This window comes from Brevundimonas sp. (genome assembly GCF_004210735.1).
Lineage (GTDB): Bacteria > Pseudomonadota > Alphaproteobacteria > Caulobacterales > Caulobacteraceae > Brevundimonas.
On sequence record NZ_SDZL01000025.1, the window covers coordinates 1 to 14,922 of the forward strand.

The following is a 14,922-nucleotide window of genomic DNA, read 5'->3' on the forward strand; positions in this document are numbered from 1 at the left end:
GACCGCCCTGCCGATCATCGAAACCCAGGCCAACGACGTGTCGGCCTATATCCCGACCAACGTGATCTCGATCACCGACGGCCAGATCTTCCTGGAATCCGACCTGTTCTACCAGGGCATCCGCCCGGCAGTGAACGTCGGCATCTCGGTGTCGCGCGTGGGCTCTTCGGCCCAGATCAAGGCGATGAAACAGGTCGCCGGTTCGATCAAGGGTGAGCTGGCCCAGTATCGGGAAATGGCCGCCTTCGCCAAGTTCGGCTCGGACCTGGACGCCTCGACCCAGCGCCTGCTGGCCCGCGGCGCGCGCCTGACCGAGCTGCTGAAGCAACCGCAATACTCGCCGCTGACGGTCGAAGAGCAGGTGGTGTCGGTTTACGCCGGTACGCGCGGCTATCTGGACAACGTCGCGGTGGCGGACATCGGCCGCTTCGAAAGCGAACTGCTGGCCCGCGTGCATTCCGGCCACAAGTCGCTGCTGGACGGCATCCGCACCAAGAAGGCCCTGACGCCCGAGCTCGAAGCCGAGCTGAAGGACATCCTGGCCGCCTTCGCCAAGACCTTCGCGTAAGACCTGACCAGAGAGCGAGAGTAGCGCCGGATGGCCAGCCTCAAGGAAATGCGCAATCGGATCGGAAGCGTGAAAGCCACGCAGAAGATCACGAAAGCCATGCAGATGGTCGCCGCGGCCAAGCTGAAGCGCGCCCAGGAGCAGGCGGAGAACGCCCGCCCCTATGCGTCGCGGATGGCCTCGGTCATCGCCAACCTGGCCGCCGGCGTCTCGGGCGACGACGCGCCCAAGCTGCTGGCCGGCACGGGCGCGGACCAGCGCCACCTGATCGTGGTCGCCACGGCGGACAAGGGTCTGGCCGGTGGTTTCTCGACCAACGTCGTCCGCGCCGCGCGCGACCGGATCAACAGCCTGATCGCCCAGGGCAAGGACGTTCGCGTCATCGCCGTGGGCAAGAAGTCCCGTGACCCGCTGACCCGTCTGTTCGGCGACAAGATCGTCCGGACCTTCGAACTGAGCGAGCACAAGACCCTGGGTCTGCCCGCCGCCCAGCCGATCGCCGAGCTGATCGCGACCAGCTTCGAGGACGGCGAGGCCGATGTGGTCACCCTGTTCTACAGCCAGTTCAAGTCGGTGATCTCGCAGATCCCGACCGCAAAACAGCTGATCCCGGCCGTGGTCGAAGGCGACAGCGCACCTATCGACCTGAATGGTGCGGTCTATGAATACGAGCCCTCGGAAGAGGAAATCCTTGAGACCCTGCTGCCGCGCAACCTGACGATCCAGATCCTGGCCGCCCTGTATGAAAACCAGGCCGGCTTCTTCGGGGCCCAGATGGCTGCGATGGACAACGCCACGCGCAATGCGGGCGACCTCATCAACAGCCTGACCCTGCAGTTCAACCGCAAGCGCCAGGCCCAGATCACCACCGAACTCATCGAGATCATCGCCGGCGCCGAAGCGCTCTGATCCCGACCCGCCAGACATTCCGACACGGACACGCATGATGACCGACACCACCGCCCCCAAGAAAACCGCCGCCAAGAAGCCGGCCGCCCCCAGGAAGGCCGCTGTCGCCGCCGTCGCCGGCACGGGCAAGATCGCCCAGGTCATCGGCGCCGTTGTCGATATCGAGTTCGAGGGCGCCCTGCCGGCGATCCTGAACGCGCTAGAGACCCAGAACGTCGACCAGAAGACGGGCGAACCCTTCACCCTGATCCTGGAAGTCGCCCAGCACCTGGGTGAGAACATGGTTCGCGCCATCTCGATGGACACGACCGAGGGCCTGACCCGCGGTCAAGCCGTCGTGGACACCGGCAAGTCGATCATGGCGCCGGTCGGTCCGGGCACGCTGGGCCGCATCATGAACGTCGTCGGCCAGCCGATCGACGAAGCCGGTCCGATCAAGACCACGGAATACCGCCCGATCCACCGCGAGGCCCCGAACTTCGAAGAGCAGTCGACGTCGTCGGAAATCCTGGTCACGGGCATCAAGGTCATCGACCTGATCTGCCCCTACACCAAGGGTGGCAAGACCGGCCTGTTCGGCGGCGCCGGCGTCGGCAAGACCGTGACCATGCAGGAACTGATCAACAACATCGCCAAGGCGTACGGCGGTTACTCGGTTCTGGCCGGCGTGGGCGAGCGCACCCGCGAAGGCAACGACCTGTACCACGAGATGATCGAGTCCAACGTGAACGTGGACCCGGCCAAGAACAACGGCTCGACCGAAGGCTCCAAATGCGCCCTGGTCTATGGCCAGATGAACGAGCCCCCCGGCGCCCGCGCCCGGGTCGCCCTGACCGGCCTGTCGATCGCTGAATATTTCCGCGACGAAGAAGGCAAGGACGTGCTGCTGTTCGTCGACAACATCTTCCGCTTCACCCAGGCCGGCTCGGAAGTGTCGGCGCTGCTGGGCCGCATCCCGTCGGCCGTGGGCTATCAGCCGACGCTGGCCACCGAGATGGGCAACCTGCAGGAGCGCATCACCTCGACCAAGAAGGGCTCGATCACCTCGGTCCAGGCCATCTACGTCCCCGCGGACGACCTGACCGATCCGGCGCCCGCCGCCTCGTTCGCCCACCTGGACGCGACGACCGTGCTGAACCGCGACATCGCGGCCCAGGCCATCTTCCCGGCCGTGGACCCGCTGGACTCGACCTCGCGCATCATGGACCCGCTGGTCATCGGTGAAGAGCACTACACCGTCGCCCGCCGCGTTCAGGAAATCCTGCAGCAGTACAAGGCGCTGAAGGACATCATCGCCATCCTGGGCATGGACGAGCTGTCGGAAGACGACAAGCTGGTCGTGTCGCGCGCCCGCAAGATCCAGCGTTTCCTGTCGCAGCCCTTCTTCGTGGCCGAGCAGTTCACCAACTCGCCGGGCAAGTTCGTCGAGCTGAAGGACACCATCCGCTCGTTCAAGGCGATTTGCGACGGCGAATACGACCACCTGCCGGAAGCCGCCTTCTATATGGTCGGCGCCATCGAGGAAGTCGTCGAGAAGGCCGCCAAGATGGCTGCGGAAGCCGCCTGATCATGGCCGGAAAGCTGAACTTCTCCCTCGTCGCCCCGGAACGCGAGATCTTCGCGGGCTCGGTCGATCAGGTCGATGCGCCGGGCGTCGAGGGCGACTTTGGCGTGCTGCCGGGCCACGCGCCCTTCATGACCACCCTGCGCGAAGGCGTGGTAGTGGTCTATGACGGCGGCTCGCGTCGCCGCTTCGACGTCAAGGGCGGCTTCGCCGACATCAACGGCGAAGGCCTGACCATCCTGGCCGAACAGGCCGCGGAGATCGTCGAGCACTAGGCTCGGGCGACCCGCTGAAACGACATGAAGGGCCTCTCGCTTCGGCGGGGGGCCTTTTTCGTTGCTGTGTTTACGCCGAATGTGGTGGCAACGTATCCAAGTCATCAATGGGCCAGTCTGTAGTCTTCCTCGATCACAGGATTTGGCGGATTCCGAAGACAAGTAGCCCCACCATACCGAGTCCAATAAAGAGCATTGCGGCAAGCGCAATCAGCGCCAGGGCGCATCCACCCAGCGACCGTCCAACACTGGACACCGTCTGTCCGACGTTTGTGGTCCAACGCTCAACCACGTCCTCGACCGTTTCATGTCCTGCGCGCGTCCGTGCGTAGAGGGTCGCTGCCATCGCCACCGGAAAGGCGAGAGCTACGATCAAAAAGATCGGTGAAGCGGTCGGTCGCATCCCCATAAACTGTAGCAAGCCAGCAGGAGCGAACACATATAACGGGGTCCAAAACAGTCCTTGAAGTAGACACCTTCCAAGCAGCGTGAGCTTAGCTGGCCAACCTACTTCATTGGATGCAGGCATCAGACGTCCACCTCCAGCACAGTGCTGGGAGACACCTTTGCAGGAAAAAATGGTAGGCAAATAGCGTTATGTCGCTGCGTGATGGCACTTAACTGGCGTAGCGCAGCCCTCTTCTCTGCGTAAATTTAACGCGCCCAGCGCTCGAAAGCGGCGACAACCTGCTCGTAAGCAGGGCGTTTGAACGGCACGATCAGGCCGGGCGCGTCATGCAGGTCGCCCCAGCGCCAGGCGTCAAACTCGATCTCGCCATGGGCGTTCAGGTCGATCTCGGCCTCGTCGCCCAGAAACCGGCAGGCATACCAGCGCTGCTTCTGGCCCTTCCAGCCGCGTGCCTGTTTCGAACCGCCATAATCGGCGGGGAAGTCGTAGGTGATCCAGTTTTCTGTGCGGCCCAGCATCTGGACCGAGCGGACGCCCGTCTCCTCGTGCAGTTCGCGGAGGGCGGCGGCCTCAAGATCCTCGCCCTTGTCCACGCCTCCCTGGGGGAATTGCCAGTTATACGGCCCGGGCGTGGCCACGCGTCGGCCGTACCAGACCCGGCCATCGGGATGGAACAGGACGACGCCGACGTTGGGGCGGTACAGGGACAGGTCGGTCATGATGGCGGGTGAGTAGTGCTAGTGAGCAAGGGGTGAGCAGAGGCGAGGCGATGCGGTTCGACTCACCCCCGCTCACTAGCACTTTTCACACGACTATCGCCCAGGCCGCGTCGCCATCGCGCTGGCGGGGGCCAGTTGCAGGCCGCGCGCCTCCAGACCCGCGCTCCAGCGGGCCACGGCCTCGACCGTCACCGGATACGAGAAGCCCGACCCCAGGGCGGCGCCGCGTGACTTGGCCTGGGCCTCCAGCGCGTTCAACTGACTGACGATGGCGGCGGGGCTCTGGGTCTCGTCGACGATGCGGTCGGCGCTGGCGCGGGCGAAGGCGCCGGGGCGGCGGCGGGCCGAGCCGTCGTCGATAAAGGCCAGGCCGCGCTGGCGCAGCACGGTCTGGAAGGCGCCCATGCCCGTGTCCGAGGTGACGAAGCGGTCGCCCAGATAGTTGGTGACGCCGAAATAGCCGGTGGCGCGGCTGAGCAGCCAGGCCATGCGGGACTGCACGTCCTCCGGGCCGCCCGACGCCAGCAGGGTGTAGGGGCCGGGGTCGTTGTCGGGATAGCCACTGGGCTCCATCGGCATCTCCAGCAGCACTTCGTGACCCTGGGCGCGGGCCATGTCGATCCAGGCCTGCAGCCCGTCGGCATAGGGCACGAAGCTGAGGGTCACCTCGGCAGGCAGGCGCTCGATCGCGGCGCGGGTGGTGGCGGCGTTCAGGCCCAGTCCGCCGACCACCAGGGCCACGCGCGGCTTGCCGTTGGCCCGGAAGGGGCGAGCGTAGGCGATGGCGGGGGTGCGGCCGTCGGGCGCGATGACGGGCAGGGGGCCTTCCGGTCCCGGCTGGGTCAGGCCGTTGATCGGCGCGGCGGGCAGCGGTTGGGACGGCGGCCGACGCGGGGCGGTGACGGCCGAGCCGCCCGCCATGACCGCGCCGTCAGGCAGGGTGATCAGGGCTTCACCGCCGGCGGCCTCGGACAGTTCGTCGTCGGTGCCGGCCAGATCTTGATAGGGTCCGAAGCCGTCGAAGGCGAAGGCCTCCATCCCTGTCGGCGGAGCGGCCGCCTCGGGCGCCGGGCGCTTCAGCGAGACACGGGCCGACGGCGATCCGGCGCGCGGATCGCCCAGAACGGTCAGAAACAGGGCGGCGGCGGCCAGCAGGATGACGCCCGCAGCGCCCACGGCGACCGGCGGACGCTTCAGCGCGGCCAGCACCGGCTTGAAGGACAGTTTGGCGCCCTTGGGCGGCGCGCCTGCGGCGGCGGCGAGGGCGGACTGACGTTTGGCGAACATGGACAGGGCGGATGCTCGACGGCGGGACGCGGAGGGCCGGACGGACCTCCTCGCCCTCATCTTGACCGCACGCCGGTTAAGAAAGCCTAACGCGCCGTTCACCATGCGAAACGCCGCAGGGCGGGAGCCGGGGGCGGCGCCCTGCGTTGTCGCTGACGAACGGAGCCGCCCATGACCCTGAACCGCACCGCGCCCCTTTTGCTGCCGCTGATCCTGCTGGCCGCCTGCCAGCCGTCGTCGGCCGATCGTGACTCGTCGCCCGCCGCACCCGCGCCGACCACCGCCAGGGCGATCGAGCGCGCTGCGCCCGAGGCGGTGTCCCCCGAACTGTCGGTGCACAATGTCGTCTATCTCTGCACGGACGGGCGGACCGTGGCGGTTCGCTATGACTCCGAGCGGGCGTTCCTCAGCGTGGGCGGAAGCAACGTCACCCTGAACATCCATCCCTCGGCCAGCGGCGCGCGCTATGTCGGGCCCGGCGTGCAGTGGTGGACACGCGGCATGGAGCACGGGCAGTTGAGCCCGTTGTCGGGTGGCCAGACCTATGCCGAGTCGGACAGCGGCGTGGCCTGCACGACCACGGCGCCGACCAACCCCGTGACGGCGCCGGACGCCGCTGTCCCACCGCCCGCCTGAGCGAAATCAGTTCTCGCTGTCGTCGTCCTTGGCCGCATCGGCGGCGGCGACCAGTTGTTCGGCCGTGCCGTCGACGATGACGCCGGTCGGAGCCGCCGCCAGCCGGGTCAGGTCACCGCCCGCGCGCAGCACGTCAAGCGCCCGTTCCAGCTGATAATCCTTGTCCTTGGCATAGTCAGGCCCAGGCGCCTCGTGCGGGACGTGCGGCCCCTTGCGCTCGGCGCCGATGGAGGCGTCCAGCGAGTTGGCGTAGGCGGCCTCGGAATAGATGAAGCTGGAGCGCGAGATGATCCGCGCCTCGGCGGCCGAGCGCGACACCTCCAGATCCGGCTCGATGCCGATCTTCTGAATCGAACTACCGGAGGGCGTGTAGTAGCGCGCCGTGGTGATCGACAGGGCGCCGTCCTGGCCGCCGCGCAGCGGAATGACGGTCTGGACCGATCCCTTGCCGAAGCTGGTCAGGCCGACGATGGTCGCCCGTTCGTGATCCTTGAGCGCGCCAGCCACGATCTCTGACGCCGAGGCCGAGCCGTAGTTGATCAGCACCACCACCGGCAAACCGCCCGACAGGTCGCCCGGCGTGGCGGCGTAGCGTTCGATCTGCTCGGGCTTGCGGCCGCGCTGGCTGACGATCTCGCCGCGCTCCAGGAAGGCGTCGGACACGGCGATGGCCGCGTTCAGCAGGCCGCCGCCGTTGTTGCGCAGGTCCAGCACATAACCCTTGATGCCCGGCTTCTCGATCTTGAGACGGGCCATGGTCTCGTTCAGCTCACGCCCCGTGTTCTCGTTGAAGCTTGAGACGCGCACATAGGCGTAGTCACCCTCCAGACGGCCGGTGACCGAGGCGACCTTGATGACCTCGCGGGTCAGGACGACCTCGCGCGGCTCCTCGCCGTCACGCAGGAAGGTGACCTTGATGGAGGTGCCGGCGGCGCCGCGCAGCTTGTCCGACACGGCCGAGACCGTCATGCCCGACGCGCTCTGGCCGTCAATGGCCGAGATGACGTCGCCCGCCTGGACGCCCGCGCGTTCGGCCGGGCCGCCGTCCATCGGCGAGATGACCTTCACCAGGCCGCCGTCCGACGAAATGGTCAGGCCGACGCCCGAATACTGGCCCTCGGTCCGCTCGCGCAGGTCGCCATAGGATTTAGGGGCGATATAGTTCGAATGCGGGTCGAGCGCCGTCATCATCCCCTGCAGGGCGGCCTCGATCAGCTTCTTGTTGTCGACCGGAACGACATAGGCCTGCTCGACCACGGCGACGACATCGCCGAACAGCTGCAGCAGGCGGAAGGTCTCGTTGCGGGGCGTCTGGCTGGCCACTACGGTGGCGGTGGAAGCGCCCAGCGCCAGAACGGCGGCGCCGACGAGAAGCAGTTTACGCATTCGGTCTCTTTCCATGGCCCCGAAGGTCGGGCCGGACGTCAGGAACGACAGTCCACGATGAAATCATGGCGCGGTCGCGTCCGTTGATAAAATCAGCGCCGGGCCGGGAAGCAAGCTCTTTCGCCCGGTTTCGTCGCTTCGTGAGAGATCAGGGCAGCCAGGGCGCCGGATCGATGGGCCGTTCGTCGCGGCGCAGCTCGAAATAGACCTCGCCGTCGGCGGCCGTGCGGCCCAGCGCCTGACCGTCGGCGACCCGATCCCCCGCCTCGACCGACAGGCTGTCCAGCCCGGCCACCACGGCGCGCCAGCCCGGCCCCAGGTCCAGGATCACCACATCGCCCCAGCCGCTGAGCGGGCCGGCATAGGCCACTGTCCCGGCGGCGGGCGCCCGGGCGGTCTCGGCGTCGGCGCGCCAGCGCCATCCGGGCGCGCCGTCCGCGAACCGGGTCGCAGGCGCGCCGTCGACGGGCGGGGTCAGGCGGTTGCGCCCGGCGGGCAGGCGTGTTGCGGGCGTCGCGGCCGCGGCCTCTTCGGTCGGCACGGCGCCGCCTAGGTCGCGGATACGCGCCTCCAGCACGGCGGCGGCCTTTTCGGCGGCGGCCGCCTCGGCCCTGAGGACGGCGTTCAGTTCGCGCTTGCGGCTGCGCAGGCCCTCCATCTCGGCGCGGCGGTCCCCTTGGGCGCTTTCGGTGGTGAACAGCCGCTCGCTGGACAGGGCGGCCAGACGGCGGACGCGCCCGATCTCGGCCTGGCGCGCGGCCAGGGTCGCGGCGCGCGACTGAAGTTCCGGCGCGACGGCTTTCAGCAGGATGGCCGCGCGGACGGTGTCGGCCGCCTTGTCGGCCGGGATCAGCAGCGGCGGCGGCGGGCGGCGGCTCATCATCTGCAGCGCCGACAGCAGGCGGCCCTGGCGGCCGCGCTCGCGCGACAGGGCGGTGACCAGCGTCGCCTCGCGCTCGCCCAGTTCGTGCAGGCGCGCGCGCTGGGCCTCGATCTGGACGTCGTCGGTCTGGACCTCGACGGTCAGGCGCGACAGGCGGCGATCCAGCTCGGCGATCTCGGACGCGGCCTCGGCGGCGTCAGCGCGCAGGCGGCGGGCGCGGGCGCCCTCGTCGCGGTATTCGGCCTGCAAACGGGTGAGTTCGGAGACCGACGCCTGCGGCGCGCGGTGGCCCATGGCGGGGCCGACGGCGATCAGGCCGAGCAGGACAGGGGCGATCAGGCGGCGCATCAGTCCCTATGATAGGGCGATCCGGCCAATATGGTCACGGCCCGATACAGCTGTTCGGCCAGCATCGCCCGCGCCAGGGCATGGGGCCAGGTCTGAGGGCCGAACGCCAGGGTCGAGCGGGCGGCCGCGCGCACCGACGGATCCAGCCCGTCCGCCCCGCCGATGGCGAAGACAATGCGCCGCTCGCCCTGGTCGCGCAGGGCGGCCAGATGGTCGGCGAAGGCGCGCGAGGAATAGGTCTTGCCCCGCTCGTCGCAGGCGATCAGGTGCGCGCCCTCGGCCGCCTTCAGGATCAGCTCGGCCTCCGGGGCCTTGCCGGTCTTGCGCGGTTCAAGGTCGATCAGCTCCAGCGGCCCCAGCGACAGGGCGCGACCGGCCAGGGTGGCGCGTTCGGCATAGTCGGCCGCCAGCGTCGCCTCAGGCCCGCGCCCGGGCTTGCCGATGGCCGCGATCCCCAGCCGCATGGGCGGCGATCAGGCCTGCGGGCCGCGGTGGCCGCTCTCGACCGACCAGATCTTCTCGATGTTGTAGAAGGTGCGCACTTCCGGGCGGAACAGGTGGACGATCACGTCGCCCGCATCCAGCAGCACCCAGTCGCAGTGGGGCAGACCCTCGACCTTGACCTTGCCCAGGCCCATTTCCTTGAACAGGCGCAGCAGGTGGTCGGCCAGGGCGCCGACGTGGCGGTGCGACCGGCCCGAGGCCACGATCATGGCGTCGGACATGGGGCTTTTGCCACGCAGGTCGATCAGGACCATGTCCTGGGCCTTGTCGGCGTCCAGCTTGGCGATGACGGCGCGCTCCAGCTCGGTCATGCCGACCGGCAGGGGGGCGTCCGCGAGGTTATGGGGACCGCTGTCGGCCTCGTCCTCGGCGTGGATGGGCGTGATCGGGTCCATCTCGTGCGCCGTGTTGGAAACGGCGGCGTCTTGCGCGTCGTGCGCGGGCGAGGGGGTCAGCGGAGGGCTCCGAAGAGGTTACTAAAGCGGCAATCTAGCACAGAACGCCCCGAACGTCACCCGCCGGTGCGATTCGCGCGTTCCTGACGCAGGGCGGTGGACGACCGGTGGTTCAGCGGCGCCGTCAGATAGGTCCAGGCGGGCGCCTCCAGATGCGGCAGCAGCCGGGCCTTTTCGGCCGGAATGCGGAAGCCGGCGAAGCGGGCGGCGGCGGGGGCGGTGCGGCTGTCCAGCATCGATCCGGGCCGCGCGATCACCGCCACCGGCATCAACCGCATGATGTCGGCCCAACCGCGCCAGCGATGGAAGTCCGCCAGATTGTCCGACCCCATCAGCCAGACGAAATTCACGCCCGGATGGCGCGCGACGATGGCGCGCAGGGTGTCGATGGTCCAGCTGACGCCGACGCGGGTCTCGAAATCCGAAACGATCATCGACGGCCCCGGCGCATGGGCGCGGGCCGAGGCCATGCGTTCGGCCAGCGGCGCGGTCTCGTGCGCGCCCTTCAGCGGATTCTGCGGCGACACCAGCCAGACGACCCGGTCCAGGCCCAGCCGCCGCATGGCCGTCTCGGCCACATGGGTGTGACCATCATGGGCCGGGTTGAACGAGCCGCCGAACAGCCCCACCGCCATCCCCGGCGCCAGCGTCAGCCCGTCCCTCAGCGCACCCGAGCGGGGGCCAGGACCTTGCGGCGCGGGACCGGCGTGAAAAAAGGACAAGGCGGCTCGAACCGTTCCGACGACTTATGCTCACCCGCGCCCTAACACGGCGCGAACCCGCGTGTCGCCAAAAACCCTTTCAACCCGCGAAACGGGCGCAGCGCGCATTCAGACGGGGCCGCTCTGCGTCCAGGGGCGCCAGTCCCATCTGGCGGCGTCGCGCGTCCACCCCAGCCGGATCTTCCATCGGGTGCGGCGTCCATTGACCCGGGGCCGTGCAGCCGCCCTGGGTGCCATAGCGCTGCGGCCGGCCGCCGTTCACCGCCACCCGATCATGCAGATAGGCATAGTTGGAAGGGTCGGTTTCGCCGTCCGCGATCAGCGGCTCCAGCAGGGCCAGAACGCGTTGCTGGAAGGCCCGGTCACGATCGGCGTGCTGGACGATCAGCCATGCGGCCGCATCGCCGTCCTCGCCGTAGATCGATCGGCGATACCAGCCGTGCGTCGCCAGTTCCCGCTCCAGCCATGCGGCGTTGTCCGCGTCGACGCGGCACCCTTCGCCGCCGAAGGTGCGGTTGACCCGCGTCCGCCCGCCCTCGGACAAGGGTCCCAGCCAGACGTCGCCAGCTTCCACCCAGCTGGCGCGCATGAATTGATCCAGAGCCGCGCGTTCCAGCAATGCGCGCTTTCGCGGCTCGCGGACGGCGGAGAGCGCGGCGACCTGCTCGCCCACGGCTTCATAGGGCAACGGAGCCTCGTCGCCCGACCAGACCGACTCCCGAAGCGCCCGCCATCGCGCCAAGGCTTGGCCCGCGTCGTCACGGTCGGCCGTCCAGGCGGCGGCGTCCGGGGCGTCGGCGGCGGTCTTCAGGCCAGCGAGAACCGCCTGCTCCGCCTGCGTGATGCAGCGGCTCCCGAGTTCGGGCCGCAGTCGCGCCTCGACCGCCGCGCTCAGACCGTTCAGGTCGGCGCCCGCCGCCTTGAGGCCGTAATAGTCGAAGCTCTGCGCCGTCTCAGCGTCACCCAGCAGGGACAGGATCGGCGGCGGCACGGTCGGCGCCGCATCCATGGCCGTCAGCATGACGGCGGCGATCAGCGCGATGGCGTGACGAACCATGATCTTCGCTCCCCCGTGAGAAACGCAGAACAGCCAGAGCGCAGGTCCGAATTAAGGCGCCCAGCCGCCGGGGGTTTCGGGGACGACGTGTTCGTCGTCGGGGCCGACTTCGCCGCGGGTCTTGCGGACCTCGGTCCAGGCGGCGCGCAGCAGTTCGGTCACGCCCTCGCCCGAGACGCCGGACACCAGATACGGCCGCTTGCCCGAAACGGCCTGCAAGGCGGCGGCCTTTTCTTCGCGTTCCTCGGGCGACAGGGCGTCGATCTTGTTCAGGGCCAGCAGTTCGGTTTTGTCGGCCAGACCGGCGCCATAGGCGTCCAGTTCACCCCGGATGATGCGCCAGGCGCCGACGACGTCGTCCTGGGTTCCGTCGATCAGATGGATCAGCGAGGCCGAGCGCTCGACATGCCCCAGGAAGCGGGTGCCCAGGCCGGCGCCTTCGCTGGCGCCCTCGATCAGGCCGGGGATGTCGGCGATGACGAACCGCTCGGACGGGCTCAGGTCCACCATGCCCAGATTGGGCGTCAGGGTGGTGAAGGGATAGTCCGCGATCTTGGGCCGGGCCGCGCTGGCGGCGGCCAGGAAGGTCGACTTTCCCGCATTGGGCAGGCCCGCCAGGCCGATGTCGGCGATCAGCTTCAGCCGCAGCCAGATCCAGCGTTCCTGACCTTCCTGGCCGGGGTTGGCGTGGGTGGGGGCCTGGTTCTGCGGACCCTTGAAACGGGTGTTGCCCCAGCCGCCGTTGCCGCCGCGCAGCAGCAGTTCGGTCATGCCGGCCGTATCCATGTCGAGAAGGACGGTTTCCTTGTCCTCGTCCAGCACCTGGGTGCCGACCGGAACTTTCAGCACCACATCCTCGCCCTTGCCGCCGTGCATCTGGCGGCCCTGGCCGTGATGGCCGGTCTGGGCCTTGAAATGCTGCTGGTAGCGGAAGTCGATCAGGGTGTTCAGGCCGTCGGCCGCCACGATCCAGACGTCGCCGCCCTTGCCGCCGTCGCCGCCGTCGGGGCCGCCGTTCGGAATGAATTTCTCGCGCCGGAACGAGACGGAGCCGCCCCCGCCGTTGCCGGAGCGGATATAGATCTTGGCCTGGTCGAGAAACTTCATCGCGGGCTTATGCCAAAAGACCGCGGCGAGGGCGAGGCGCCTGTCGTTAACCCGTGCTTATCGTCCCGGCGCCAGAACAGGTTGTAACCTTTCGCGGGATTCGCGTCATGAACGTCGCCGCCCTGTTCGCTTCGCTTTCGACCCCCGGCTCGGCCCCGGCCGCGACCGGCGGCGCGATCACGCGCGGGGACAAGGCGACCGAGCGCGACAAGGCGAAGCTGGACGAGGCCCGCGCCGCGCTTCAGGCGCTGAAATCGCGCCCGCCTACCCAGGCGGCCGAGGAACGCAAGGCCCTGGCGCGCAAGAAGGTCGATCAACTGAAGGCGCGCATCCGCATGCTTCAGATGAGCGCCTCGATGGACCCGAAAGCCACGGCGCGCATGGCGGCCCAGCTGGCGCGCGAACTGGGCGCGGCGGTCAAGGCCTATGCCTCGGCGGGCGGTTCGACCGCTGAACTGGGCCTGGCCTCGGCCGGAGCAGCGCCTGCAACGGGAGAAGCGGGCGCCCAAGGCGCGCAGGGCGATGCGGACAATGCACCGGCTGATGGCGAAGCCGCCGACGCCATAACCCCAGCCGCCACCACAGACCCGACCACTCCAGATACGACTGGCAACGGGCGCGCCGAGGATGGCAAGACCTCCGCCGATCCCTACCGCCGGCTGATCGACGAGGGAAATGCGCGCAGCGCCGCGCTGGCGAAACGCAACTCCGAGAGTGACGCGGACCGCGAATTCCTGACCCAGGCCAAGGGTCTGGCCAATGCGCTCAAGGCCGCGCTGCGGCAGGCCCAAAACCGTCAGGATACGGAAGACCTGTCCCCGGCCGAGCGCCAGGCCGCCGACAAGGCCTCGGCGGACATGGATCGGGAGATCGCCGAGGCGGGCGCGTCCCTGAACCCCGGCGTTTTCGTCACCGCCTAGGCGTCAGCCGCGAGCCCAGACACCGAACGGATCGCTCCACGGCATGCCCAAGGCGTCGGCCACGGCCGGATAGGTGATCTCGCCCTTCAGCACATTCAGTCCCCGCGCCAGATGCGGATTGCGGCGCAGCGCCTCCAGACCCTGATCCGCCAGGGCCAGGCCGAAGGGCAGGGTGGCGTTGTTCAGGGCCTCGGAACTGGTGCGGGGCGCGGCGCCCGGCATGTTGGCGACGCAATAGTGAACCACGCCATCGATGACATAGGTCGGGTCCTCGTGCGTGGTCGGCTTCGATGTCTCGAAACAGCCGCCCTGGTCGATGGCGACGTCGATCAGCACGCTGCCGGGCTTCATCGTCTTCAACTGATCGCGACGGACCAGGGTCGGGGCCTCGGCCCCCGGCACCAGCACCGCGCCGATCACCACGTCAGCCTTGACCAATTCTTCTTCAATCGCGCCGATCGACGAATAACGGGTGATGACCCGGCCGCCGGTCAGTTCGTCGATCTCGCGCATGCGGGGGATGGAGCGTTCCAGCACCACCACCTCGGCGCCCAGTCCCATGGCCATGCGCGCGGCGTTCAGCCCGACCACGCCGCCGCCCAGCACCAGCACCCGCGCCGGCGCCACGCCCGGCACGCCACAGAACAGCAGGCCCATGCCGCCGTTGTGCTTCAGCAGTGTCTCGGCCGCCGAAAAGACGGCGATCCGCCCGGCCACCTCGGACATGGGCGCCAGCAGCGGCAGGCCCCCGCGCGCGTCGGTCACGGTCTCATAGGCGATGGCCGCGCATTTCGACGCCAACAGGCCACGGGTCTGCTCGGGGTCGGGCGCCAGATGCAGATAGGTGAACAGGATCTGGTCCTCGCTCAGGCGTTCCCACTCGACCTTCTGCGGCTCCTTCACCTTCACGATCATGTCGGCGTCAGCGAAGACGGTCGCGGCGTCGGCGACGATGGTCGCGCCGGCCTTCTGATAATCAGCGTCGGTGAATCCCGCGCCCATGCCTGCGCCGGTCTCGATCGAGACGGCATGGCCATGCGCCGTATATTCGCGCACCGCCATCGGCGTCAGGCCGACGCGATGCTCGTTGGTCTTGATCTCTCTGGGGACGCCGATACGCATGGAAACCCTCTCCGAACGGATCGCCATCGATAACATAGGGCTGCAGGGTGC

The 14,922-nt window shown here is 68.5% G+C and carries 16 protein-coding genes and 1 pseudogene; 6 read left to right on the forward strand and 11 right to left on the reverse strand.

Translation table 11 applies throughout. The features are described from left to right. The 4 genes and pseudogenes from EON91_RS07260 to EON91_RS07275 form a co-directional block, all read left to right on the forward strand. Positions 1–568: pseudogene (locus EON91_RS07260) on the forward strand (F0F1 ATP synthase subunit alpha); the annotation flags it as partial. Between the two features lie 30 nt (positions 569–598). Next, positions 599–1,477, forward strand: coding sequence for a F0F1 ATP synthase subunit gamma (locus EON91_RS07265; RefSeq protein ID WP_292092930.1), 879 nt, complete (start codon positions 599–601; stop codon positions 1,475–1,477). 37 nt (positions 1,478–1,514) lie between these two features. Continuing rightward, positions 1,515–3,044, forward strand: coding sequence for a F0F1 ATP synthase subunit beta (gene atpD / locus EON91_RS07270; RefSeq protein ID WP_292092932.1), 1,530 nt, complete (start codon positions 1,515–1,517; stop codon positions 3,042–3,044). Between the two features lie 2 nt (positions 3,045–3,046). Then, the gene (locus tag EON91_RS07275; RefSeq protein WP_292092935.1) at positions 3,047–3,316 is read left to right on the forward strand and encodes an ATP synthase F1 subunit epsilon; all 270 of its coding nucleotides are present in this window, start codon (positions 3,047–3,049) and stop codon (positions 3,314–3,316) included. A gap of 133 nt (positions 3,317–3,449) precedes the next feature. Here EON91_RS07275 and EON91_RS07280 read toward each other — a convergent pair whose 3' ends face one another. The 3 genes from EON91_RS07280 to EON91_RS07290 form a co-directional block, all read right to left on the reverse strand. Further along, entirely contained in the window at positions 3,450–3,845 is a 396-nt protein-coding gene (locus EON91_RS07280) for a hypothetical protein (RefSeq protein WP_292092938.1), read from the reverse strand. Positions 3,846–3,970: 125 nt separating this feature from the next. Beyond that, entirely contained in the window at positions 3,971–4,444 is a 474-nt protein-coding gene (locus EON91_RS07285; RefSeq protein ID WP_292092941.1) for an RNA pyrophosphohydrolase, read from the reverse strand. A gap of 93 nt (positions 4,445–4,537) precedes the next feature. Further along, entirely contained in the window at positions 4,538–5,731 is a 1,194-nt protein-coding gene (locus EON91_RS07290) for a divergent polysaccharide deacetylase family protein (RefSeq protein ID WP_292092944.1), read from the reverse strand. A 171-nt stretch (positions 5,732–5,902) separates the two neighbouring features. On the opposite strand from EON91_RS07290, the gene EON91_RS07295 reads away from it, so the two are divergent. After that, the gene (locus EON91_RS07295; protein WP_292092946.1) at positions 5,903–6,367 is read left to right on the forward strand and encodes an MliC family protein; all 465 of its coding nucleotides are present in this window, start codon (positions 5,903–5,905) and stop codon (positions 6,365–6,367) included. Positions 6,368–6,373: 6 nt separating this feature from the next. Here EON91_RS07295 and EON91_RS07300 read toward each other — a convergent pair whose 3' ends face one another. The 7 genes from EON91_RS07300 to obgE form a co-directional block, all read right to left on the reverse strand. Continuing rightward, entirely contained in the window at positions 6,374–7,753 is a 1,380-nt protein-coding gene (locus EON91_RS07300; protein WP_292092949.1) for a S41 family peptidase, read from the reverse strand. Between the two features lie 148 nt (positions 7,754–7,901). Then, complete coding sequence (locus EON91_RS07305; RefSeq protein WP_292092951.1) at positions 7,902–8,984, reverse strand: peptidoglycan DD-metalloendopeptidase family protein; 1,083 nt, start codon at positions 8,982–8,984, stop codon at positions 7,902–7,904. Continuing rightward, entirely contained in the window at positions 8,984–9,448 is a 465-nt protein-coding gene (rlmH, locus tag EON91_RS07310; RefSeq protein WP_292092953.1) for a 23S rRNA (pseudouridine(1915)-N(3))-methyltransferase RlmH, read from the reverse strand. Before rlmH ends, EON91_RS07305 begins: the two co-directional genes overlap by 1 nt. Positions 9,449–9,457: 9 nt before the next feature. After that, positions 9,458–9,883, reverse strand: a complete 426-nt coding sequence (rsfS, locus tag EON91_RS07315) for a ribosome silencing factor (RefSeq protein ID WP_292092955.1) — start codon at positions 9,881–9,883, stop codon at positions 9,458–9,460. Between the two features lie 116 nt (positions 9,884–9,999). Next, positions 10,000–10,665 (reverse strand): nicotinate-nucleotide adenylyltransferase, encoded by a 666-nt coding sequence (locus EON91_RS07320; protein ID WP_366250173.1) that lies wholly within the window; start codon positions 10,663–10,665, stop codon positions 10,000–10,002. Between the two features lie 79 nt (positions 10,666–10,744). Then, a complete protein-coding gene (locus EON91_RS07325) occupies positions 10,745–11,722 on the reverse strand; it encodes a DUF6624 domain-containing protein (RefSeq protein ID WP_292092958.1) in 978 nt (325 codons plus the stop codon). A gap of 51 nt (positions 11,723–11,773) precedes the next feature. Then, a complete protein-coding gene (gene obgE, locus EON91_RS07330; RefSeq protein WP_292092960.1) occupies positions 11,774–12,829 on the reverse strand; it encodes a GTPase ObgE in 1,056 nt (351 codons plus the stop codon). A gap of 107 nt (positions 12,830–12,936) precedes the next feature. On the opposite strand from obgE, the gene EON91_RS07335 reads away from it, so the two are divergent. Continuing rightward, entirely contained in the window at positions 12,937–13,749 is an 813-nt protein-coding gene (locus tag EON91_RS07335) for a hypothetical protein (RefSeq protein ID WP_292092963.1), read from the forward strand. 3 nt (positions 13,750–13,752) lie between these two features. On the opposite strand, the gene ald is transcribed toward EON91_RS07335, so the two are convergent. After that, positions 13,753–14,871: an alanine dehydrogenase gene (gene ald / locus EON91_RS07340; RefSeq protein ID WP_292092965.1), complete on the reverse strand. Its 1,119-nt coding sequence runs from the start codon at positions 14,869–14,871 to the stop codon at positions 13,753–13,755. Positions 14,872–14,922 lie beyond the last annotated feature (51 nt).